A 22693-nucleotide genomic window follows, 5' to 3' on the forward strand; every position below is an offset into this window, starting at 1 on the left:
CATGATCAATACCGCAGCCCTGTTCAGCACCGCCTTTTTGCCCGGCCAAGCCGGTTTCGACGCCGACGCCATCACGGGCCTGGCCGAATGGCGGCTGGACATACCGATGCTGTTCAAGCTGCTCGTCGGCGCCGGTGCTCAAGCCACCGCCTGGCCCATCTACGGCGATGGCGAGGACTGCTCCTGCGTGCTGGCCGCGCCAATGATCCAGGCGCAAGCCAGCTGGCAAGCCTTGTCCTCCCTGATGGACAAGCCGCGCGACGCGGCCGCCATCGTTGCGCGCAGCGCCATCAGCACCCTGCTGGCGGGCGGCCAGCCGTGGCTGATCCTCGATTGCGTGCAGCTGATCCCGCACGATATCGACACGCCGGAGTACGCGGCCAGGCTCGAGGGCCTGCGCGCCGAGGCGCAAGCCCTGCACCTTGCCCTGCAGCGTGGCGAGCGGGAAGCGCTGGCGCCCCTGCTGGCCGCCAGCGCCGCATCGCCCGCCACCGGCTACTGGTCGGCCACGGCCGTCGCGCAACTGGCCGATGTCGAGGAACTCGCCGCGGACGAACTGCCTTTCCTGCAAGGCCTGGAAGTGGTGGGATGGGAGGAAGACGTGTTATGCCATGAAGTGAGCGCCGCCGGCGAACCGGATGTTACCGGCCTGGTCACGCCCTATGGCCGCTGGATCGTGCCGCTGTCGCAGCGCTATGTCGACCTGGGCGTTTACTACGCGGACGATGGCTGGATCACCTTTGCCACGGCGGATGCCCCCGATGCGCACGGCGTGCTGGACCTCAACGGTACGGTGGTGCTGCCGCCCGCCCCCGGCGCCCTGTATGTGATCAGTCCTCATCTGTTGCAGCAGATCGATGCGGACGGCGCCAGCCGCCTGCTGCGCCTGCCCGATGGCGCGCTGCTCATCGACAGGGTGGATAACATGTGCGAGCGCGAAGACGGCTATATCGACATCGAGCGCCAGACAGGCAATGACGACGAGCGCAATGTCTGTGGCGTGCTCGACAAGACAGGCAAGGTCGTGGTGCCGCCAGCCTACAGCTCCGTGCAGGATTTCGGCACGAAGAAAAAAATCGCCGTCGTCAGCCAGCGCATCGCCGGGCGCTTCCTGTTTGGCCTGGTCAATAGCCAGGGCGAGCTGCTGGCGCCCTGCCAGTACGAAGCCATCGACTGCGCCACAACCTCGTCGCCGCCCAAGCTGCGCAAGAACCTGATCTTCGCCATCGATGCACAGGGGCTGGCCTGCATGCTGACACTGGATGGAAAACAGGCCTTCACGCCCCTGTATCCACCGGCCCACCATCTGCGCGGCGTGGCCGTGCAAAGCGATTTTTTATATGTCGTCAAGGATGGCATGGCCTGGAGCATGGATTTCACGGGCCAGCTGCTGGAACAGTTCGACACCGTGGAAAACTTCAAGGCGGCCGTCACGGCCCAGCTGAGCGCGGCCCTGGGCCTGAGCAAGAAAAAGCCCGTCAGGCGCCGCAGCTTTACGCCGCCGCAAATCCTGGCAAAGGCCGACCGCGAGCAGTTGCGCGCCATGGCCGCCCTGCTCTTGCTGGGCGATGCGGAACTGGCCGCACGCTGCGTGGACATCACTTTGGAAGAGCTGGCGGAGGACGACCCCGAAGAAGAATACGAAGGCGACACGCCCGAAGCGGCGTGCTTCTTCCTGCTCTGGTCCACGGCCGCCGATGTGCTGGGCCACGGCACCACCCTGGACTGGAAAGCCGTCGATGAAGTGCCGCGCATCGGCCAGCATATCGGCCTGCCCGCGCTGCGGGACTTCCGCTGGACGGAGCGCGAAGATGACGATGCGATGGCCGAAGGCCTGGCCGCCATCGCCGCCCACCTGGCGCCGCACCAGCTGCGCCTGGTGAACGTGCAAGGCGGCGAGGACACGTATTACCTGGGCGTGGTGCGGGAGCAGGATGCGGCCGCGTTCAGCAAGGTGGCGCTGCAGGCGGCCTTGCGGCCCGTGGTGTACTAAGACCGCTCAGTTAAGACCGCTCAGTTGCATTTGACGGCGCCGAAATGCTGCGCCAGGGTCAGGCCCAGCCCCTGCTCCACGGCGTTTTCCACCTGCGCCGCCAGAGCGGCTGCATCGATGGCCGCCTGGATATCGCGTTCATTGGTGGAGCCGGCCGGATAGCCGGAGTTCACGCGCATGCCGCCAAAGACGAACAGCCGGTAGACGTCGGCCAGGCTGATGCGGTTGACGTTGCCCAGCAGGACCCAGTGGTCGGAACTGTCGGCCACGCGCTTGCCCCACTGTACCCGCACGGCGCCCTCCACGTTGACTCTTCCTACCCAGCCCTGCTGCACCATCTTGTCGAGCAGGGTTTCCATCTCTTCGAAACCCAGGCGCGTGCTGCGGCGGATCTCGGCCGCGCCCACCAGGGCCGAATCGGCGCAGTGGCAAGCCTGGTGCAGCACTTTCAAAATGGCGACAGCATCGACGAATTCGCTGCCAGGCACCGCTTCGTACCACCAGCGTTCATATTTCACGACGGGCAAGGCAGCCACCAGCAAGGCACCCACCAAGGTGATCATCCAGCTCAGGTAAATCCACACGAGGAACAGCGGCAAGGCGGCCAGTGCGCCGTAGATGCGCGAATAGGTGGGGAATTCCTGGATGAATTCGCCGAAGCCCCGCTTGGCCACCTCGAACGCCAGCGCCGCCAGCAGGCCGCCCCAGGCTGCGTCGCGCCAATCCACGTCGCGGTTCGGCACGGCGATGTAGAGCAGGGTAAACGCCAGCATGGTCAGGCCAATCGACACCAGGGTATAGAACACGGTGCCGAGGAACGGCACGGCGCCCACCACGCCGCTGGTGGCGATGAAGACGCGCGAGGTCACCGTCAGCGACACGCCGACCAGCAAAGGCCCCAGGGTGACGATGGCCCAGTAGACCAGCAGGCGCTTGGTCCAGCGGCGCTCCTGGCGCACGCGCCAGATGCGGTTGAAGACGCGCTCGATCAAGCCCATCATGCCCACCGAGGTGACGATCAGGGCACCGGCGCCGATGGCCGACAGGCGCGTGGCCTTCGAGGCGAACGTCGTCAGGTAGCCGAGGATGGTGTTCGATATGCCCTTGGGCATCACGCTTTGCACGAAATAATCTTCCAGCGCGTGGCGGAAGGTATTGAACAGGGGGAAAGTGGTGAAGATCGCCAGGGCCAGGGTGAGCAGCGGCACCAGCGCGAACACGGTGGCAAACGTCAGGCTGCCGGCCACTTGCGGCAGGCTTTCTTCGCGCACGCGGCGGCGCGCGAACTGCAGCAGGTCGCGCGTTTCGGACCACGTCAGGCCGCGCACGACGGCGAGCCCCATGCTCAAGGTGCGCCACAGGTATTGGAAGATGGGGAATATATATTTTGAAAACATGTGCTAAATCAGAACGGCGCCATGACAGCAGTCGTATCAGGCTGTAAAGCGCCCTATAATACCAATGATGAAGCCAACCAATCTGATTATTCTCGTATTGTTTTATTCACGCCATGGCGCCACGCGCCAGCTGGCCGAGTTGATAGCCCAGGGAGTGGAAAGCGTGCCTGGCTGCGATGCGCGCCTGCGCACCGTGCCCGCCGTCTCGACGGTGGCCGAAGCGACGGCGCCGGAAGTGCCGCTGGACGGCGCGCCCTACGTGGAACTGGAAGACTTGCAGGAATGCGCGGGCCTGGCCCTGGGGTCGCCCACGCGCTTCGGCAACATGGCCGCCGCCATGAAGTATTTCTGGGATGGCACGGCCAGCGACTGGCTGGCCGGCAGCCTGTCCGGCAAGCCCGCCTGCGTGTTCACGTCCACGGGCAGCCTGCACGGCGGCCAGGAATCGACCCTGCTGTCGATGATGATCCCCCTCTTCCACCATGGCATGCTGGTCATGGGCCTGCCCTACACGCATCCTGAACTGATGACGACGTCCACCGGCGGCTCGCCCTACGGCGCCACGCACTGGTCGGGCATAGACGGCGACAAGGCCTTGAGCGAAGATGAAAAACGCCTAGCCATCGCCCTGGGCCGGCGCCTGGCGGAAAATGCCGCGAAACTGGCAGGCGCATGATGCACGGCGTACTGCACAAGTATTTCCACTGGGGCGCCATCGCCAGCCTCGTCAGCCTGATCGTCTGGTGCGTGCTGTGGGAAACCGTGATCGCGCCGCTGCAGCCGGGCGGCTCCTGGGTCGTCCTGAAGGCCGCGCCCCTGCTCATCCCCCTGTACGGCGTCATCAAGCGCGACGTCTACACCCTGCAATGGTCGTCGATGGTGATCCTGCTGTACTTCACGGAAGGCGTGGTACGCGGCTACAGCGACACGAACGCCACCTCGGCCCGGATGGCCTGGGGCGAGGCGGCCATCGTCTGCATCTATTTTGTCTGCGCCGTGCTGTATCTGCGCCCGTATAAAAAGGCGGCCAAGCGCATGGCCAGGGAACTGCTGGAAAAAGTGAATAAAGTGAGCATCAAGAAATGAGCGACAAGCCTATGACTGACCAAGCCGACTTCCTCGCCGCCTGCCGCGACCTGCTGGGCGACACCTACGTCCTCACCCAGGACGCCGACACGGCACCCTTCCTCACCGACTGGCGCGACAGGTTTACCGGCAAGGCCCTGGCCGTGCTGCGCCCCGCCACGGTGGAGCAAGTGGCCGGCGTGCTGCGCGCCTGCGCGCAATGGCAGGTTCCCGTCGTGCCGCAAGGCGGCAACACGGGCCTGGTACTGGGCAGCATACCCGATGCGGCCGGCACGGCCGTCGTGCTGTCGCTGGCGCGCCTGAACAGCATCCGCGCGCTCGATCCCGTCAACCGCACCATCACGGTGGACGCGGGCTGCATCCTGCAAACCATCCAGGAAGCGGCCAGCGCCGCCGGCTGCCTGTTCCCCCTGTCGCTGGCGGCCGAGGGCAGTTGCACCATCGGCGGCAACCTGGCGACGAATGCGGGCGGCACGGCCGTACTGCGCTATGGCAATACGCGCGAGCTGTGCCTGGGCCTGGAAGTGGTCACGCCGCAGGGCGAAGTCTGGAGCGGCTTGCGCGGTTTGCGCAAGGACAATACCGGCTACGATTTGCGCGACCTGTACATCGGCGCCGAGGGTACTTTGGGCGTGATCACCGGCGCGGTGATGAAACTGTATCCGCAGCCGAAAGCCTGCATCACGGCGCTGGCCGCCATGCCCTCGCCCGCCCATGCGCTGCGCCTGCTCTCGCTGATGCAGGACCATTGCGGCGCCAGCCTGACGGGTTTTGAACTGATGTCGCAGTACTGTTTGCAGCTGGTGGCGGAGCAGTTCCCGCAGCTGCCGCGCCCATTCGCCGAAGCGCACGGCCAGTATGTGCTGCTCGAACTGTCCAGCAGCCAGTCCGAGGCGCACGCCGTGGAATTGCTGGAAGCGAGCATCGGCGCGGCCCTGGAAGACGAGTTGATCGAAGACGCCGTCGTCGCCAGTTCCGTGGCGCAGTCCGGGGGACTGTGGCAGCTGCGCGAACACATCCCGCTGGCGCAGGCGCAGGCGGGCAAGAACATCAAGCACGATATCTCGCTGCCCATTTCCCGCATCGCCGATTTCATCGCCGTCACGGATGCGGCCCTTGAATCGGCCTTCCCCGGCTGCCAGCTCGTGTGCTTCGGCCACCTGGGCGACGGCAACCTGCATTACAACGTGGCGCCGCCAGCCGGCATGACGGACCAGGATTTCCTGTCCAACCAGGATGCCATCAACCGCATCGTGCACGACCAGGTGCACGGCTTTGGCGGCTCGATTTCGGCCGAACACGGCATCGGCGCCCTGAAAAAGGACGACCTGGCCCGCTACAAGTCGCCGCTGGAACTGCAGCTGATGCGCGCCGTGAAGCAGGCGCTGGACCCGCAGAACATCATGAACCCCGGGAAGATATTGTGAAGCCGTCGTCCCTCCTGCTATGCGCCATGGCCTTGCTGGCCGGTTCCGCCAGTGCGCAGGACGTCTACAAGTGCGTGAAGGATGGCCAGAGCAGCTACAGCGCCACGCCCTGCACGGCCGGCCAGCTGCAAATCCTGGAAATCCCCGCGCCGCCGCCCGCCGTCGACAAGGGCGCGACCACGCGCCAGGAACGGGTAGCCAGCCAGATGGAAGCGGCGCGCAAGCAGCGCGAGAAGCTCGAAGACCAGGCCCGTGAACGGGCCGCCAAACAAAAGGACATGCACGAGAAGCATTGCGCCCAGCTGCGGCTGGAGCAGAAATGGGCGGCGCAGGACGCCGTCGGCGCCGGCGACAAGAACCGCGATGCGGCGCAACTGAAAGCGCGGCGCGCCGGCGAACGCCTGGCCGTCGAATGCCTGAATTGATTGCGCCGCTGGCCAGCCCGGCGACGACGCGCCTGCTGTCGCGCTGGCTGCTGCTGGGCGAATGGCGCGCGCATCCCGTGCGCGCCCTCGTCGCCATCCTCGCCATCGCCATCGGCGTGTCGCTGGGCTTTGCCATCCATCTGATCAACGCGGCCGCCTTCAATGAATTTTCCACGGCCGTCAAAAGCCTGTCCGGCCAGGCCGATGTGCAGGTAGCCGGGCGCGAAGCGCTGTTCGACGAATCCATCTACCCATGGCTGGCGCAGCGCGACGGCGTGGCCGTGGCTTCGCCCGTGCTGGAGCTGCAGGCTACGGTGGCCGGCAAGAAGGACGGCGGCCCGCTGCATGTCCTCGCGCTCGACGTCTTCCGCGCCGGCTTCATCTCGCCCGACCTGATCGGCGCGCCGGCCGAAGGCCAGCCTTTCGACACCCTGGCCGACGACGCCCTGTTCTTATCGCCGGCCGCCCTGCGCTGGCTCAATGTGGCCGAAGGCGGCCAGGTCGCCCTGCAATCGGGCACGGGCACGGTATCCCTGCGCGTGGCCGGTTCGCTGCAGCGGGCGCGCGCCGGCCAGCGCATCGCCGTGATGGATATCGGCGCGGCGCAGTGGCGCTTCGAAAAAACTGGCAAGCTGTCGCGCATCGATTTGAAACTGCGCCAGGGCGTGAACCGCGACGCCTTCCAGGCGGCTCTTTCCCGCGCGCTGGAAGCGCAATACCCGGGGCGTTTCCAGGTAGGCCAGCCCAATGACGAAAACCAGAATAGCCGCAACAATAACCTCAGCCGCGCCTACCGGGTCAATCTGACGGTGCTGGCCCTCGTCGCCCTGTTTACGGGCGCGTTTCTCGTGTTTTCCACGCAGGCCCTGTCCGTCATCCGCCGCCGCGGCCAGTTCGCGCTGCTACGCGTGCTGGGCATGGAACGGGGCCAGCTGCTGCGCCAGGTGCTGCTGGAGGGCGCCAGCCTCGGTATCGTCGGTGCTGCGCTGGGCATCGCCGGCGGCTATGCCATGGCGGCGGTGGCCCTGCGCTTCTTCGGCGGCGACCTGGGCGCCGGCTATTTCGCGGGCGTGCAGCCGCAGGTGCAGTTCACGCCCGTCGCCGCCTTCGTCTACTTCGCCCTGGGTCTCGGTGTCGCCTTGCTGGGCTGCGCCGCGCCCGCACTGGAAGCGGCGCGCGCCGCCCCCGCCATCGCCCTGAAATCGGGCAGCGAGGAAGTCGTGACGACGCGCCTGGCGAAAACATGGCCCGCACTGGCTTGCCTGCTGCTGGCCGGCGCCTTGACGTTCTTGCCGCCCGTGTTCGAGCTGCCCCTGTTCGGCTATCTGTCCATCGCGCTGCTGCTGATCGGCGCCATCGCCCTGATGCCGCAGCTGGCGGCCGTCGTCTTCCGCTTCCTGCAGCGCGCCTGGCTGCGCACGGAGACCAGCCTGCATGCGCCCGTGCGCAGCCTGACCCTGGCCCGCCTGGCGAACGCCTCGGGCCAGGCTGGCATCGCCCTCGGCGGCGTGCTGTCGAGTTTTAGCCTGATGGTGGCGATGGCCATCATGGTGTCGAGTTTCCGCGTTTCCGTCGACGACTGGCTGCTGCAGATCTTGCCGGCCGACGTGTATGCGCGCACGTCCGCCAGCGGCGGGACGGCCGGCCTGAATCCGCGCGAACAGGCGAGCATCACCGCCCTGCCCGAGGTGGCCAGGGTGGACTTCCAGCGCCTGCGCTCGCTGTCGCTGGCGCCCGACCGCCCGAATGTGGCGCTGCTGGCGCGTCCCGTCAATCTGGCCGATCCGGGCAAGAGCATGGTGCTGGTGGGCGATACACTGCCCGTGCCGGCAGGCAGCCGGCCCGTGTGGCTGTCCGAAGCGGCGGCCGACCTGTATAACGTCAAACCTGGCCAGTCCATAGCCCTGCCGCTGGCGGGCGGCTTGCACACCTTCTTTGTTGCCGGCATCTGGCGCGACTATGCGCGCTCTTCCGGCGCCATCCAGATGCCGCTGGACGACTACCGCGCGCTGACGGGCGACCTCGATGTCAGCGATGCGGCCCTGTGGCTGGCCAAGGACGCCACGGGCGACGCGCTGCAACAGCGCCTGAAAGCGCTGCCGTTCGGCGCCAACCTGGAAGTGTCGAATCCGTCGGCCATCCGCGCCCTGAGCCTGCAGATCTTCGACCGCAGCTTCGCCGTCACCTATCTGCTGGAAGCCATCGCCATCGTCATCGGCCTGTTTGGCGTGGCCGCCACGTTCTCGGCCCAGACCCTGGCGCGCGCGCGCGAATTCGGCATGCTGCGCCACGTGGGCGTGACGCGCGGGCAAATCTTGTCCATCCTGGCGCTGGAAGGCGGCGCGCTGACGGCACTGGGCATCGCCACCGGTTTCATCCTCGGCCTGTTGATCAGCTTTGTGCTGGTCTTCATCGTCAATCCGCAATCGTTCCACTGGACCATGCAGCTGCACCTGCCGTGGCCCTTGATCGCCACCGTGGCCGGCGCCCTGCTGACGGCAGCCGCCGCGACGGCGCTGATCGCGGGCAGACAAGCCATGTCCGCTGGCCCCATACGCGCCGTCAGGGAGGACTGGTAATGCGCCGTTTGACTCTTTTACTCGCGTTCTGCAGCGTCGCCGCCACCGCCGCGCCGCCCGCCTTCGCCCCCGTCACGCCGCTGCCGGCCGGCCAGACCCTGCGCATGCCGCACGACTTCGGCGCCCATCCCGCGTACAAGACGGAATGGTGGTACGCCACGGGCTGGGTCAAGACCGCCGCTGGCGAGCAGCTGGGCTACCAGGTGACCTTCTTTCGCAGCGCCACGGCCACCGATGCGGACAACCCCAGCGCATTTGCGCCGAAACAGCTGATCATCGGCCACGCGGCCCTGTCTGACCCGAAAGTAGGCAAGCTGCTGCACGACGAGAAAAGCGCGCGCGAAGGTTTCGGCCTGGCCTACGCCAAGGTGGGCGACACGGACGTCAAACTCGACGACTGGCGCATGCAGCGGCAAGCGGACGGCAGCTACCGGGTCAGCCTGGCGGCGCGCGAATTCAACTTGCAGCTGACCCTGGCCCCCACCCAGCCCGTGCTGCTGCAGGGAGAAGGCGGCTACTCGCGCAAGGGCGCCCGGCCCGCGCAATCGAGCTACTACTACAGCGAACCGCAGCTGGCTACCCGTGGCACGATTGCGCGCGCCGGCGGCAAGCCGGAAGCCGTGACGGGCACTACCTGGCTCGATCACGAGTGGTCCAGCCAGGTGCTTGACGCGGATGCCAGCGGCTGGAACTGGATAGGCGCCAACCTCGATGATGGCGGCGCCCTGATGGCCTTCCAGATCCGCAGCAAGACAGGTGCTAAACTATGGGCACACGCGACATGGCGCGACGCGTCCGGTAAGATGACGCAGTTCGCGCCCGGCGACGTCGATTTTACGCCCACGCAGCTGTGGCGGTCGCCGCGCACGCAAGCCGAATACCCGGTCGCCACCGAGATCCGCACGGGTGCCACGCGCTGGCAGATCAAGCCGCTGCAGGCAGACCAGGAACTCGATTCGCGCCGCTCGACGGGGGCCGTGTACTGGGAAGGCGCCGTGACGGTGGAGCGCGGCGGCCAGCCGGTGGGCCGCGCCTACCTGGAAATGACGGGCTACGTGCAGCCGATGAAGTTATAAGCAGTACAAAATACAGTAAATACTAAGCGAAAAACAATGACAACCAGCACAGAAACAGGCAGTACGAGTACAGCAACCGCCGCAAGCACCGCACCGACTCCCGACACCGGCACCAGCCGCGAACTGAAAAAAGGCAGCCTGGCCGCCTTCAAGGGCTTGATGCCCTTTCTGACGCCGTACCGCAAGCAGTTCTTCCTGGCCGGTATCGCGCTGGTGGTGGCCGCCGCCTCGACCCTCGCCATTCCCGCCGCATTCAAGCAGATGATCGACCTCGGCTTCGGCGGCGCGGCCGGATCAAAAAGCATCCAGCACGTCGACCTGGTGTTCCTCGCCCTGTTTGGCGTGGCGTCCATCCTGGCGCTGGCCACGGCGGCGCGCTTCTATACGGTGTCATGGCTGGGCGAGCGCGTCACGGCCGACATCCGCAGCGCCGTGTACCGCCACGTCGTCACGCAAAGCCCCGCATTCTTTGAAACCACGCAGACGGGCGAAGTCCTGTCGCGCATCACCACCGACACGACCCTGATCCAGGCCGTGGTCGGCACCAGCATTTCCATGGCGCTGCGCAATGTGCTGCTGTTCCTGGGCGGCCTGGTGATGCTGTTCGTCACCAGCGCCAAGCTGGCCGGCATCATCATCGGCCTCTTGATCCTTGTCGTCGTGCCCATCATCGTGTTTGGCCGCAAGGTGCGCAAGCTGTCGCGTGATTCGCAGGACCGCATCGCCGACGCGTCGGCCATGGCCGGCGAAATCCTCAACGCCATGCCCACCGTGCAGGCGTTTACGCACGAGAAGATCGAATCGAAACGCTTCGGCGACTCCGTCGAAGGCGCCTTCATGACGGCCATGCGCCGCATCCGCGCCCGTGCCTTGCTGACCATGATCGCCATCCTGCTGGTCTTCGGCACCATCGTGTTTGTCTTGTGGCTGGGCGCGCGCGCCGTGCTGGAAGGCTCGATGACGGGCGGAGACCTGGGCCAGTTCATCCTGTACGCGTCCATCGTGGCCGGCGCCATCGGCGCCCTGTCCGAGGTGATGGGCGAAGCGCAGCGCGCCGCCGGCGCCACCGAGCGCCTGCTGGAACTGATGGCCGTGAAATCGGAAATCGCATCGCCGGCCACGTCGCTGCCGCTGCCCGCGCGCGCCGCGACTGGCGCCGCCCTGTCGCTGGACGATGTCATGTTCTCGTATCCGTCGCGTCCGGACACCCACGCGCTGGACCACGTCAGCCTCGACATCCGCGCCGGCGAAACCGTGGCCGTCGTGGGTCCGTCGGGCGCCGGCAAGACCACCCTGTTCCAGCTGTTCCTGCGTTTTTATGACCCGCAAAGCGGCAGCATCCGCCTCGATGGCGTGGACATCAAACAGCTCGACCTGCACACCTTGCGCGACGCCATCGGCATCGTGCCGCAAGATACGGTGATCTTCTCGGCCGACGCCATGGAAAACATCCGCTATGGCCGCGCCGGCGCCAGCGACGAGGAAGTCATCGCCGCCGCGAAGATGGCGGCCGCCCACGAATTCATCGAACGCCTGCCGAACGGCTACAAATCCTTCCTCGGCGAACGGGGCGTGCGCCTGTCCGGCGGCCAGCGCCAGCGCATCGCCATCGCCCGCGCCCTGCTGAAAAACCCGCCGCTGCTGCTGCTCGACGAAGCGACCAGCGCGCTGGACGCGGAATCGGAACGCCTGGTGCAAAAGGCGCTGGAAGCGGCCATGGTGGGCCGCACCACGGTCATCATCGCGCACCGCCTGGCGACCGTGCAGCGGGCTGACCGCATCATCGTCATGGAAGACGGCAAGATCGTCGAGACGGGCACGCACGCCTCGCTGGTGGCCATGAAAGGCATCTATGCCAACCTCGCGGCACTGCAATTTCATCACGCACAAATCAATTAAACAGAACCATCATGAACGCACTTTTCCACGCCAACCTGGGCATCACCGATTTCTGGACCTTTTTATTGGGGACGATCTTCATCGTCATCCTGCCCGGTCCCAATTCCATGTATGTGCTGTCGGTCGCCGCCCAGCGCGGCGTGCGGCCGGCCTATCAGGGCGCCTTCGGCATCTTCGCCGGCGATCTGATATTGATGGTGCTGTCGGCCTGCGGCGTGGCCTCGCTGCTGAAAGCCAGCCCGGCCCTGTTCTACGTGGTGAAATACATCGGCGCCGCCTACCTGGGCTGGATCGGCCTGCAAATGCTGATCGGCTGCTGGCGCAAGCTGCGCGCGCCAAGCTCCGTCGACGGTGAAGCGGCAGCGGCGCCAAGCCCCGTCAAGGAAAGCGATCCATTCCGCAAGGCGCTGATCATCAGCCTGATGAACCCGAAGGCGATCCTGTTCTTCATCTCGTTTTTCATACAGTTCGTCGACCCTGCCTTCCCGAACCCAGTACTGTCCTTCATCGGCCTGGGCCTGATCTGCCAGGTGATCAGCTTTACCTACTTGACGGCCATCATCTTTGTCGGCGCGCGCCTGGCCGAGACCTTCCGCCGCCGTCGCCGCCTCTCGGCCGGCATGGGCGGCGGCGTGGGCGCCATGTTCATCGGCTTTGGCGCGAAGCTCGCCACTGCCACACTGTAAGGAATTCCCGTGAACGAACTTGAGCTGCGCCAGCGCTGCCATACCGTCCTGCCTGGCCACCGCCAGCCCACGCCAGCGGCCACCTTCGCCGCCATGGCCGCCTGGTGCGACGCCAACCACGTTGCGCACGACACCTATGGCGAAGGCGCGCTGATCGAACAGTTCGAGAACAAGATCGCCAGCCTGCTCGGCTTCGAGGCGGCCGTGTTCTGCATCACGGGCACCATGACGCAAGTGACGGCCCTGCGCCTGGCCTGCCAGGACCGGGGTTCGCCCCTGGTGGCGCTGCACCCGACCTCACACATCCTGCGCCACGAACGGGGCAACCATGAACTGCTCGAGCACTTCAAGGGCTTGATGCTCGGCGACCCGCACCGCCCGTGGACGGTGGACGACTTGCGCGCCGTGCCCGATGCGCTGGGCGCCGCGCAGGTCGAGCTGCCGATGCGGGAAATCGGCGGCCAGTGTCCATCGTGGGATGAATTGAATGACATCAAGCGGCACTGCCGCGAGCACAACATCCATTTGCACATGGATGGCGCGCGCCTGTGGGAAGCACAAGCCGGTTTCGGCCAATCCCTGCCCGCCATCTGCGATGGCTTTGATTCCGTGTACGTGTCGCTGTACAAGGGCATCGGCGGCCTCGGTGGCGCCATGCTGGCCGGCAGCCGCCCGTTCGTCGAGCGGGCGCGCGAGTGGTTCCGCCGCCAGGGCGGCAATATCGTGCACCGCACGCCGTACGTGGTGGCCGCCGCCATGCAGTTCGACGCGCGCCTGGCCGCCATGCCGCAGTATTTTGCACGCACACAGTGGCTGTACGCGCTGCTGCGCGACTTCCCGTCGATTGCCGTCAATCCCGCCCAGCCGCAAGCCAACATGCTGCACCTGCACCTGCCCGTCTCGCGCGAGCGGGCCGTCGCCATCCGCAATCAGCTGGCCGAAGACCACGGCATCTGGCTGTTCGGCCGCGCCAGCCACGCAGCGCTTCCCGGGCACAGCGTGGTGGAATGGTATGTGGGAGACCAGTTGCTGGAACTGCCGGACGACACCGTGCGGCTGGCATTGACCTTGCTGGATCAGGCGATGCGCGGCACGGCATAATCGGCGCAAGCCGGCAGCGCCACAGTCGCGACACCCCAAAAAAAAGCGCCCGAAGGCGCTTTTTTCATTTCATGGCGGCCGGGTTGGCCGCCACTACCTGCTTAGAACTTGTAGTTGTAAGCGAGACCGATCAACTGCATGCGGGTCTTGAACAGGCCCTTGGTGGTTTCACCGTTGCCGGTGCAGCCAGGGGTCACCGGCGAGCAGTCATTCTTGTAGTTGACAGTGGCATCCTTGAAGTCGATGAAGCTGTAAGCCAGGTCGAGCGAGGAGTTGGCGTTCAGCTTCCAGTTCGCGCCGATCGAGTACTGCATGCGGTCGCTGTCCGGCAGCGCTGGATGACGCAGCTCGGCGCTGCGCACTGGCGCCTGGTCATGCGCGATACCGGCGCGCAGCAGCAGGTTTTCGCTGTACTTGTAGTTGGTGCCCAGCGACACGCGGTAGGTGTTCTTCCACTGCTGGCGGATGCGCTCCGGGCCTTCGGCCGTCGGCGGGAACTGGATGTCCAGGTTCTGCAGGCGCGAAGTGCGCGTCCAGGTAACGTCGCCCATCAAGGCCCAACGATCATCCATCTGATGGAAGGCGTTGACCGACAGGGTTTCCGGCGTGCGCACTTCGACCAGCGCCTTGGAATTGACCTTGTTCGATGCCTTGGCGATGAAGGCATTCACGGCGGCGTTGTCCGACACTTGCGAGAAGTCCCAGATCGTGTCGCCTTTCAGCTTGTGCGAAATCGACGAACGGTAGGAAATGCCGAAACGCGTGCCTTCATTCATCTGGTACAGGTAGCCCAGGTTGAAGCCGAAGCCCCAGTCATCGCCATCCATCGAGGCATGGCCATCCTTGGCGCCCTTCAGTGCGGCGCCGGCTGCCTGCGCGGCGGCCAGGCCCTGCGTCTTGGCGATATTGGCCAGGAAGGCTTGCGACGCGGCTGGCGCGTGCTGGGCCAGGAAGGCCACGGAACCCGGCACGTCGACTGCCTGGCCCAGTTCCGCCTTCATGTGTTCAGCGGTGACGCCGAAGCCGAAGGAGTGGTGTTCATTGACCTTGAAGGAAACGGAAGGATTCAGGGCGATGGCTTCGAGCTTGATGTTGGTGATCGCATAGCGGCCGCTCCAGTCATTGCCGTAGTCGAGCTTGGCGCCGTATGGCACGAACAGGCCCATGCCGACCGTCCATTGATCATTGACCTTCTTGCTGGCATACAGGGCTGGCGCAAAGACGGCGTCCGGCGCATAGTCCTTGGTCGTGCCGCCCGGCGTGCGGCCGGTGAACGTCCTCGAACCCGTGTCTTCATAGGTCGAATGCGGTACCACCAGGGTGCCGCCGCCCATGAACTGCGTGCCTTCCAGGCGCGACAGACCGGCCGGATTGTAGAAAATGGTCGATGCATCGGCCGCTTCGGCGCCGCTGGCATCGGCCGTGCCCTGGGCGGAAACGCTTTGCGAACCGAAACGGTAGCCCGATGCTTGTGCGGTGGAGGAAATGCCGGCGAATGCGGCAACGATCAGGAGGGGCAGATATTTATGTTTCAAGTTAGTCTCTCTTTATTATATGAAATTGTCTTCGGCACACTATCGCGGGCATATCCAGCTGCCCCGTCTTGCACTTTTCTTGCCGCCGTGAACTCCAATTCACTGACGGCATGAGCGAAGCATATAATATTTTTTAGAAAAAAGCGAACGTTCGCTCTTTTTATGAAACGGCGTTGTTTTTCTTGCGCATACGACCTTCTACAGTGCCAGCGCAGGGGCTGGAAGCGGTATCAGAAAGCGCTGATGCATCAGCGACAGCATCTGTTCGGCGGGCACGGGGCGCGAGATGAAATAGCCCTGCACCTCGTTGCATTGCAGGGCGCGCAGGATGTCGAGCTGCTCGCGCGTCTCCACCCCTTCGGCCACCACGCTCATGCCCAGCGCATGCGCCATCGACAGGATGGCGCGCACGAACACTTCGCCCTGCTCCGAGCGGCCCAGCTCCATGGTGAAGGCGCGGTCGATCTTCAAGCCATCCATGGCGAACTTCTGCAGCTGCGACAGCGAGGAATATCCCGTGCCGAAATCGTCGACCAGCAGGCGCACGCCTAGCGCGCGGATGGCGGACAGCTGCTCCACGGCGCGGTTCTGTTCATCCATCATGGCCGATTCCGTGATTTCCACCTCGATCAGCCGCGCATCGATGCGGTGGCGCGTCAGGGCCGAGGCCAGCACCTGGTGCACGTCGCCACGGCCGAACTGGCGCGCCGAGACGTTGATGGACACGGGCACCAGTTCCAGCCCGCTGGCTTGCCAGCGCGCCATCTGCAGGCACACCTTTTCGATGACGACTTCGCCCAGCTGCGAAATGAGGCCGCTGCTCTCGGCCACGGGGATGAATTCCAGCGGCGGCACCATGCCATGCTGCGGATGGTGCCAGCGCACCAGCGCCTCCATGCTGCACAGCTGCCCGCTCATGGCATCGACCCGCGGCTGGTAGACGACGAGGAACTGGTCCTGCTCCAGCGCCGCCACCAGGCTTTGCTCCAGTTCGCGGCGGTTGCGGATGGTTTCAAACAGTTCCGGCTGGAAGAAACGGTGATGGCCCTTGCCCGCCACCTTGACGGCATACATGGCGATATCGGCGTTCTTCAGCAGCACTTCCGTCTCGGCGCCATCGCGCGGATACAGGCTGATGCCGATCGACGCACCCATCTTGTGGCGCTCGCTGCCCAGGTAAAACGGTTCATCGAAGGCGATGGCGATGCGCTGCGCCACCTGCTCGGCGCGGCTGTCGTCCTCCACCGGGTCGAGCACGACGACGAATTCGTCGCCGCCCAGGCGCACCACGTGATCGCCGGGCCGCAGCACCGCTTTCAGGCGCAGCGAGGCGGCACGCAGCACCTTGTCGCCCTCGGCGTGCCCCTGCGTGTCGTTGATATCCTTGAAGCCGTCCAGGTCGATGAACAGCAGCGCCAGCATGTGCCGCGCGATGGCGGCACGGCCCAGGGCGCCGGGCAGGAATTGCTGCAGCCAGTAGCGGTTGGGCAAGCCCGTCAAGCCATCTTCATTGGCCAGGCGGCGCAGGTCGCGCTCGTGCTCCTTGGCCGTGCTGATGTCTTGCAGCGTGACGGCCAGGCGGTCGCCGCTGCGCACCAGGCGCCGGCGTATCCAGCGCAGCTTGAAGGGGTTGCCTTCCGGCAGCTCGATCTCTTCCTCGGAAAAGCCGGAGACCATGGCGGCCCGGTAATTATGGATCAGGTCGCGGAAATACGGCTCGTGGGCGCGCGATTGCAGGCGCATGCCCAGCAACTGTTCGCGGCGCACGCCAAAGTAGCCGGCGCCCGGCTCGTTGCAGTCGACGATCTCGAAATCGAGGATGCTGCCATCCGTGCCGCGCAGGGCGGCAATGATGTAGAAGCCGTCGCTCGTGCCTTCGGTGGCCATGCGGTAGGCATTGCGCACGCCCTCGGACTGGTGGTGGCGCCACGCCAGGCGCAGCGACAGCACGGTGGCGACGGCGGCAAAGGCCAGCAGCAGCAAGGTGACGGCAAAGGCGATGCCGATATATATCGTGCGCGTTTCCTCGTAGGGATGCAGCATTTCGCCGTCCGACAATCCGACCACGGCCGTAAACGGATAGGCTTTCAGCGCCTGCCAGCCCACGTAGCGGCTTTGCTGGTCGGAAAAAGCGATCCTGCCGCCCGAATGCAGGGCACCGCTCTCCGTTTCTAGGAAGCTGGTGTCGAGAAACGGCGTGTCCTCGCCGCTCGGGGTCGGCAACACGCGCGAGCCAAGGCGCGTGCTGAACAGCTCACCCTCCTCGCCCACCATGGCCGACATGCCGAACTTGCCAAAACTGACGCTGTTGTAGAATTCGGAAAAATAGCTGGAATGGATGGAGATCAGCAGCACGCCGTCAAAATTGCCATCCTCGTCTTCCAGCCGGCGCGTGAAATGCACGAGGCTTTCATCGGCGCCCGGCACCGCCGCCTCGCTGGCAGCATTGGCCCTCCCCAGCGCGATGCGCAGCGCACTGGAATTGCTGCGCCAGTGGCGCAACAGAAAATCGCTGCGCTCGTTGACCCGCAGGCGCTGCAGCGGCGCCGTGGCCGTCACGGCGTGGCCCTTGCGGTCGAGGATGGCGACGATGGCAAATTGCGGCAAGGCATACATGCCCTGCGTCTTCAATTGGTCGAGACGCAGCTGGCCGCGCGAATTCTCCCACTCGTATTTGAGCTGCAAGGTCAGCTGGTCCATCTGCTCCAGGGTGCGCAGCAGATACTGGCCATACGCTTTCGACAAGGAAGACACGCTGTCGAGCGCCTGCTGCTGCGCCACCTTCTTTTCCGCCTCCAGCTGCAGCAAGGTGGCCGTCCACAGTACGGCGCACAGGATCAACCCCAGCAAGGGCCAGGCCAGGATCAGGCGCAGGTTGGCCTTGAGAAAATCGGCCCTGCTCATCTCCACCACGGCGGCGTTATTATTATTTACAAATTGTCGCAAGAACATGGTGCAGCATCTGCCGTTTCTATGTATTTCTTCAAGGACACACAAATTACCACAGAGTCATGTTTGCAGGTAAGACAGCAGCGTAATTATGTGTGCGGGCCGCAGCCCGCCTGTCGCGCCTGCGTTACAATCACCATCCTTACCGTTGGAGAAATACATGCAGCAATATCAAGATTTGATCAAGACCGTGCTCGAAACGGGCAGCTGGCAAGACAACCGCACAGGCATCCGCACCCTGAGCGTGCCGGGCGCCATGATGCGTTTCGACTTGGCCAACGGCAATTTCCCTGCCGTGACGACCAAGAAACTGGCTTTCAAATCCGTGATCGGCGAATTGTGCGCCTTCCTGCGCGCCTCGCGCAACGCGGCCGAGTTCCGCGCACTGGGCTGTAAAGTCTGGGACCAGAACGCCAATGAAAATGCGCAATGGCTGGCCAACCCCTACCGCGAAGGCGAGGATGACCTGGGCCCCGTGTACGGCGTGCAATGGCGCCAATGGCCCGCGTATAAACTGCTGGACGCCGACCAGCCGGCACAGATCGCCGATGCACAGGCTAACGGTTTCACCCTGATCGCCCCGATCGCCGAAAACGGCGTGCAGAAAGTGCTGCTGTACAAGGCCGTCGACCAGTTGCGCGAATGCCTGGACACCATCATGCACAACCCCGGCAGCCGCCGCATCCTGTTCCACGGCTGGAACCCGGCCGTGCTGGACGCCGTCGCCCTGCCCGCCTGCCATTTGCTGTACCAGTTCATCCCGAACGCCAGCACGCGCGAAATCTCGCTGTGCTTATATGTGCGCAGCAACGACATCGGCTTGGGCACGCCGTTCAACATCGCCGAAGGCGCGGCCCTGCTGCACCTGGTGGCGCGCCTGACGGGTTACACGCCGCGCTGGTTCACGTATTTCATCGGCGACGCGCACATTTATGAAAACCACCTCGACATGGTGGAAGAACAGCTCAAGCGCACACCGTTCCCGGCGCCGCGTTTCGTCATTTCCGACCGCGTGCCCGACTTTGCCAATACCGGCAAGTACGAGCCGGAATGGCTGGAAAAAATCGAGCCATCGGATTTCTCGCTGGAAGGCTATGAACATCACGCGCCCATCAAGGCCGCGATGGCCGTCTGATGGCGGTCGCACCGCTGGCAGCCCTGCACCGCAAGCTGTTTGATGAAACCGACGGAAACAAGTTTGCCCGCCTGAAGGACAGGCTGCTGAAAAAGCATGCTGCCGACGAACGGCAAGCCGTGCTCGCCATCCTGAGCGCCTACGCCAGGGACGGCCAGCTGCTGCACTGGCGCGCCTTCCTGATGACGGATATCGTCGCCCTGGCCGAGCCGGGCGAATACGGCGATTTTTTCAGCTGGAGCCTCGATATGGACGGCCTCGCCTACTGGGGCGTAGATGGCATGCTCAAAAGCATGGGCAAGGCGGCGTATGCTCCGCTCGTGGCCCTGGCCACTGCGGAAAATGCCAAGCTGAGCGTGCGCGCCAAGGCCGTCAAAAGCCTGGCCGTGTTCAGCCGCCAGCCTTTCGATGCGGGGTTGCCTTACGATCCCGGCCACTGGAAGGCAGAACAGCTACGGCTGGCCGACGTGCTGGCCTGGCAGCACGACGCTTATCCGGATGGCGCAGGCCATGCCGTGCCCGCCACCCACGCGTCGCTCGAGGATCCCCGCACACCGCTGGAAAAAGCCGCGGCCAGGCTGGAGAAAAAGCTGGCCGCCAGTCGCAAGAAGGAGCAGGACCTGGCGCAGCCATCGAACTGGCTGACCATCGCCAGCGCCGCCGACATGGCCGGCATCGCGCAGCGCTGGGCCTTGCCGGAGCACTACCGGCGCTTCCTGGCTTGCCATTCGCCGCTGCGCGTGTTTATCGACAGCCGGCAGTATTTCCAGGGTTTGAGCCTGTATGGCGCGGCCGGGCTCATCAAGGCCCAGCACGGTTACGCCTGGAATCCCGTCAGCGGTGAAGCCATCGCCGGCTGGCCGGAGCAGTATCTGGTGATCGCCGATGCGGGCGCCGATCCATATTGTCTGGACCTTGGCGCCGTCGCCGATGGCGATGCCCCCGTGTATCGTGCCGAACATGGCATGGGTACATGGCGCTTCGAGCGCCATGCGGACAGTTTCATCGACTTCCTGAACGAGATCGCGACAGCGACCTAGCCTGCTTCGCCTCCCGGACCGCCCGGGCCAGGGCCGGGGCCGCCTGAGCCGCGTCCGCCCGGCGGGCCGAAACGCGGTTCGCGCTCGCCCTCTTTCGCCGCCGACGTGGCGCCGCCCAGGCGGTACGACAGCCCCACATAAATCATGCGTCCATCGAAGCGCCGCGTGCTCGTCTCGCGCAGGGAAGCACTGTTGATGACGGTTTCCATCTTGTTGCTACTGAACACATCGGTCACATTCATGACCAGGCTCAACTGCGGCGTCACCGTATGGCGCCAGCTCACATTCAAGGTGTTGTTCGGCGAGCGGTAGCCCTGTCCCGACAGCATCTTGCCTTGCATTTGCAGGGCCAGCTGCAGCTGGTTGGCGGGATTGACCTGGTAATTGAGGCGCGCGCGGCCGCTCAGGGCATTCGCCGTGCGCGTGCTGCGGTTGCCCAGGTCGTCCGAACTCGTCTGCTGGCTGCGCGCCAGGTTGCCGCTCGTGTTCAGGGTCAGCGATGGCGTCAGCTTGCCGCTGACGCTGAATTCCAGGCCGCTCGAATGGCTGCCTTCACCGTTTTCGCGCGTGGTCAAGAGCACATTGTCGCTGATAAAGTAGCGGTAATCGACGATGGCGTCCGTGTCGCGCCGGTGGTAGGCGCGCAAGCTGCTTTCCAGGCCCGCGATCTTCGTTTCATAACCGATCTCGAACGAGTCCGTCTGCGTGGGTTTCAGCTTGGGATTGCCGGCCGACACATTGAACTCGTCGCGGTAGACCACGTAAGGATTCAGGTCGCCCGCATTCGGACGGCGGATGCGGTGCGCATAGCTGAAGCGCAGGTTGCTCTCGTCGCTAACCTTATAAGTAGCGAACAGGCTGGGAATATAGTTGACGTAGTTGTTGCTGGCCTCGACGCCGCTGGTGATCTGGCGCACGTTCAAGTCCGTGTATTCGGCGCGCAAGCCGGCCAGCGCGCCCCAGCGCTCGGTCAGGCGCATCTGGTAGGAACCGTACAGCGCGATGGTGCGCTCGTCTAGCTCGAAACGGTTGCTGCGCATTGGATTGACGGTCTCCAGCAGGCTGCCCGGATTGATGTCCGTATATAAGGTATCGAAACTGCTCTTGTTGTCGGCTAGCTTGTAGCCCAGCTTGGCCGTGCCGCCCGCCAGCGGACGCTCGTAGTCGCCGCTGAAGTCGACGATGCGGTTGCCCGTCTCGCTGTGCTGGCGCGCGCGGCTGTCGAAGGCATTCACGGGCGTCACCGCGTAGGTATTGGCGTAATCGCTGTCGCTCTCGTTGGTCGACGACGAAACGCGCAAGTCGATCTTCAGCGATTCTCCCGGCAACTCTCCCTTGTGGTCGTAGCGCGCGCCCCAGCTGTAGTTGCGGCTGTCGCCGTTGCGCACGGTGCTGCGCACATAGTCGCCGATGGTGCTGCCCGTGCTGTCGCCATTGATGTAGCGGTCGAGCGAGCGCTGGTCGTTGCTGCGCCCGTTATACGACACGCTGGCGGCCAGGGTATCGTTGGCGTTCAGGTTGTAATTCACGGTGCCGTGCAAGCCCAGCGAATCGTTCAAGCCATTGTTGCTGGACTGCTGGCTGCTGGGGGCAAATGCCCCCGTGCCGCGTTCCAGGCGCTCGCGGCTGACCTCGCCCACGGAATTGCGGCCGTCGTGGCGTACATTGATGCCGCCCTGGTAGCCCCACGGCCCTTCGTTGTAGGTGCCGGACACGGCACTGTTGTAGCGCCCCGCGATGCCCGCATTCGCATTGACGGTGGCAAAGCCGCCCGGCTTGCGGTTGCGCCGCATCACCAGGTTCAGGATGGGGCCGCCACCGGCTTCGTTGCCGAACTGGGCACCGGGATTGTTGATCACTTCCACGGACTCGATATCGTCGGCCGCCATGGCGTTCAGGGTGGCGCCGCGCGAATCGCCCTGCAACATGGCTGACGGCTTGCCATCAATCAATATCTGCACATTGCTGCTGCCGCGCAGGGAAACGCTGCCATCGGGGTCGACGGCCACCGACGGCACATTGTTCAAGGCATCGGCCGCCGTGCCGTTGCTGCTGCCCACGTCGGACTTGACGTCGTAGACTTGCCGGTCGATGCGGCCCGTGGGACGCTCGGCCGTCACGCTGACGGAAGGCGGTGCATCAATGGCGGGCGCCTTGGCCGGCGCCGGCTTGACGACGGCGTCGCCGGTGGCCGCGGCCTGTGCCTGAGCGGAAACATTGGCAGACAGCAGGCTGCCGCCAGCCAGGCAGCAGAGAACAATTTTATGCATGAAATAAATAGCCCAGGAACTGTGAGGCGCAACGCAAACGCGTGGCAACCGGGAATCGAATGCCATGATTCTAGGGGCCAACGCATAGGCAAACA

General features: G+C 64.7%; 16 protein-coding genes. 12 read left to right on the forward strand and 4 right to left on the reverse strand.

Going from position 1 to position 22693, the window contains the following annotated elements:
- Position 1: 1 nt before the first annotated feature.
- A complete protein-coding gene (locus tag JAB1_RS15820) occupies positions 2–1993 on the forward strand; it encodes a WG repeat-containing protein (protein WP_070280714.1) in 1992 nt (663 codons plus the stop codon).
- A 20-nt stretch (positions 1994–2013) separates the two neighbouring features.
- On the opposite strand, the gene JAB1_RS15825 is transcribed toward JAB1_RS15820, so the two are convergent.
- Positions 2014–3390: a YihY family inner membrane protein gene (locus tag JAB1_RS15825; protein ID WP_254672117.1), complete on the reverse strand. Its 1377-nt coding sequence runs from the start codon at positions 3388–3390 to the stop codon at positions 2014–2016.
- A gap of 67 nt (positions 3391–3457) precedes the next feature.
- On the opposite strand from JAB1_RS15825, the gene wrbA reads away from it, so the two are divergent.
- Genes wrbA through JAB1_RS15870 form a run of 9 tightly spaced genes read left to right on the forward strand, consistent with a single transcriptional unit; the run spans position 3458 to position 13669 of the window.
- Positions 3458–4066 carry an NAD(P)H:quinone oxidoreductase gene (wrbA, locus tag JAB1_RS15830; RefSeq protein WP_070280806.1) on the forward strand — a complete coding sequence of 203 codons (609 nt, stop codon included), beginning with the start codon at positions 3458–3460 and terminating at the stop codon, positions 4064–4066.
- Entirely contained in the window at positions 4063–4476 is a 414-nt protein-coding gene (locus JAB1_RS15835; protein WP_139144578.1) for a DUF2069 domain-containing protein, read from the forward strand. The genes wrbA and JAB1_RS15835 overlap by 4 nt, the downstream gene beginning before the upstream one ends.
- 11 nt (positions 4477–4487) lie before the next feature.
- A complete protein-coding gene (locus JAB1_RS15840; protein ID WP_070280810.1) occupies positions 4488–5903 on the forward strand; it encodes an FAD-binding oxidoreductase in 1416 nt (471 codons plus the stop codon).
- Positions 5900–6328: a DUF4124 domain-containing protein gene (locus tag JAB1_RS15845; RefSeq protein WP_083299777.1), complete on the forward strand. Its 429-nt coding sequence runs from the start codon at positions 5900–5902 to the stop codon at positions 6326–6328. The genes JAB1_RS15840 and JAB1_RS15845 overlap by 4 nt, the downstream gene beginning before the upstream one ends.
- On the forward strand, positions 6316–8907 hold the full coding sequence (locus tag JAB1_RS15850) for an FtsX-like permease family protein (RefSeq protein ID WP_070280716.1): 2592 nt from the start codon (positions 6316–6318) through the stop codon (positions 8905–8907). The genes JAB1_RS15845 and JAB1_RS15850 overlap by 13 nt, the downstream gene beginning before the upstream one ends.
- The gene (locus JAB1_RS15855; RefSeq protein ID WP_070280718.1) at positions 8907–9983 is read left to right on the forward strand and encodes a carotenoid 1,2-hydratase; all 1077 of its coding nucleotides are present in this window, start codon (positions 8907–8909) and stop codon (positions 9981–9983) included. Before JAB1_RS15850 ends, JAB1_RS15855 begins: the two co-directional genes overlap by 1 nt.
- 36 nt (positions 9984–10019) lie before the next feature.
- Positions 10020–11882: an ABC transporter transmembrane domain-containing protein gene (locus tag JAB1_RS15860; protein WP_070280720.1), complete on the forward strand. Its 1863-nt coding sequence runs from the start codon at positions 10020–10022 to the stop codon at positions 11880–11882.
- Between the two features lie 11 nt (positions 11883–11893).
- Positions 11894–12568 carry a leucine efflux protein LeuE gene (leuE, locus tag JAB1_RS15865; protein WP_070280722.1) on the forward strand — a complete coding sequence of 225 codons (675 nt, stop codon included), beginning with the start codon at positions 11894–11896 and terminating at the stop codon, positions 12566–12568.
- A gap of 9 nt (positions 12569–12577) precedes the next feature.
- Complete coding sequence (locus JAB1_RS15870) at positions 12578–13669, forward strand: beta-eliminating lyase-related protein (protein WP_070280724.1); 1092 nt, start codon at positions 12578–12580, stop codon at positions 13667–13669.
- A 101-nt stretch (positions 13670–13770) separates the two neighbouring features.
- Here the strand turns inward: JAB1_RS15870 and JAB1_RS15875 are convergent, their stop codons facing one another.
- Both JAB1_RS15875 and JAB1_RS15880 read right to left on the reverse strand, forming a co-directional pair.
- Positions 13771–15204, reverse strand: coding sequence for an OmpP1/FadL family transporter (locus JAB1_RS15875; RefSeq protein WP_034784427.1), 1434 nt, complete (start codon positions 15202–15204; stop codon positions 13771–13773).
- Positions 15205–15402: 198 nt separating this feature from the next.
- Positions 15403–18156, reverse strand: coding sequence for an EAL domain-containing protein (locus tag JAB1_RS15880; RefSeq protein WP_083299778.1), 2754 nt, complete (start codon positions 18154–18156; stop codon positions 15403–15405).
- 157 nt (positions 18157–18313) lie between these two features.
- On the opposite strand from JAB1_RS15880, the gene JAB1_RS15885 reads away from it, so the two are divergent.
- Positions 18314–19288 (forward strand): thymidylate synthase, encoded by a 975-nt coding sequence (locus JAB1_RS15885; protein WP_070280726.1) that lies wholly within the window; start codon positions 18314–18316, stop codon positions 19286–19288.
- Entirely contained in the window at positions 19288–20328 is a 1041-nt protein-coding gene (locus JAB1_RS15890; RefSeq protein ID WP_070280728.1) for an SMI1/KNR4 family protein, read from the forward strand. The genes JAB1_RS15885 and JAB1_RS15890 overlap by 1 nt, the downstream gene beginning before the upstream one ends.
- Here the strand turns inward: JAB1_RS15890 and JAB1_RS15895 are convergent.
- Positions 20325–22598 carry an outer membrane beta-barrel family protein gene (locus JAB1_RS15895; RefSeq protein ID WP_070280730.1) on the reverse strand — a complete coding sequence of 758 codons (2274 nt, stop codon included), beginning with the start codon at positions 22596–22598 and terminating at the stop codon, positions 20325–20327. The genes JAB1_RS15890 and JAB1_RS15895 overlap by 4 nt on opposite strands.
- Positions 22599–22693 lie beyond the last annotated feature (95 nt).

The organism is Janthinobacterium sp. MP5059B, assembly GCF_001758645.1.
Classification (GTDB): domain Bacteria; phylum Pseudomonadota; class Gammaproteobacteria; order Burkholderiales; family Burkholderiaceae_D; genus Janthinobacterium; species Janthinobacterium lividum.

Bases quoted from the DNA above. Each gene is read 5' to 3' on its own strand.
- JAB1_RS15820 (WP_070280714.1), top strand. From the start codon at position 2: ATGATCAATACCGCAGCCCTGTTCAGCACCGCCTTTTTGCCCGGCCAA.
- JAB1_RS15885 (WP_070280726.1), top strand. From the start codon at position 18,314: ATGCAGCAATATCAAGATTTGATCAAGACCGTGCTCGAAACGGGCAGC.
- wrbA (WP_070280806.1), top strand. From the start codon at position 3,458: ATGAAGCCAACCAATCTGATTATTCTCGTATTGTTTTATTCACGCCAT.
- JAB1_RS15850 (WP_070280716.1), top strand. From the start codon at position 6,316: ATGCCTGAATTGATTGCGCCGCTGGCCAGCCCGGCGACGACGCGCCTG.
- JAB1_RS15825 (WP_254672117.1), bottom strand. From the start codon at position 3,390: ATGTTTTCAAAATATATATTCCCCATCTTCCAATACCTGTGGCGCACC.
- leuE (WP_070280722.1), top strand. From the start codon at position 11,894: ATGAACGCACTTTTCCACGCCAACCTGGGCATCACCGATTTCTGGACC.
- JAB1_RS15840 (WP_070280810.1), top strand. From the start codon at position 4,488: ATGACTGACCAAGCCGACTTCCTCGCCGCCTGCCGCGACCTGCTGGGC.
- JAB1_RS15890 (WP_070280728.1), top strand. From the start codon at position 19,288: ATGGCGGTCGCACCGCTGGCAGCCCTGCACCGCAAGCTGTTTGATGAA.
- JAB1_RS15895 (WP_070280730.1), bottom strand. From the start codon at position 22,598: ATGCATAAAATTGTTCTCTGCTGCCTGGCTGGCGGCAGCCTGCTGTCT.
- JAB1_RS15880 (WP_083299778.1), bottom strand. From the start codon at position 18,156: ATGTTCTTGCGACAATTTGTAAATAATAATAACGCCGCCGTGGTGGAG.
- JAB1_RS15835 (WP_139144578.1), top strand. From the start codon at position 4,063: ATGATGCACGGCGTACTGCACAAGTATTTCCACTGGGGCGCCATCGCC.
- JAB1_RS15860 (WP_070280720.1), top strand. From the start codon at position 10,020: ATGACAACCAGCACAGAAACAGGCAGTACGAGTACAGCAACCGCCGCA.
- JAB1_RS15855 (WP_070280718.1), top strand. From the start codon at position 8,907: ATGCGCCGTTTGACTCTTTTACTCGCGTTCTGCAGCGTCGCCGCCACC.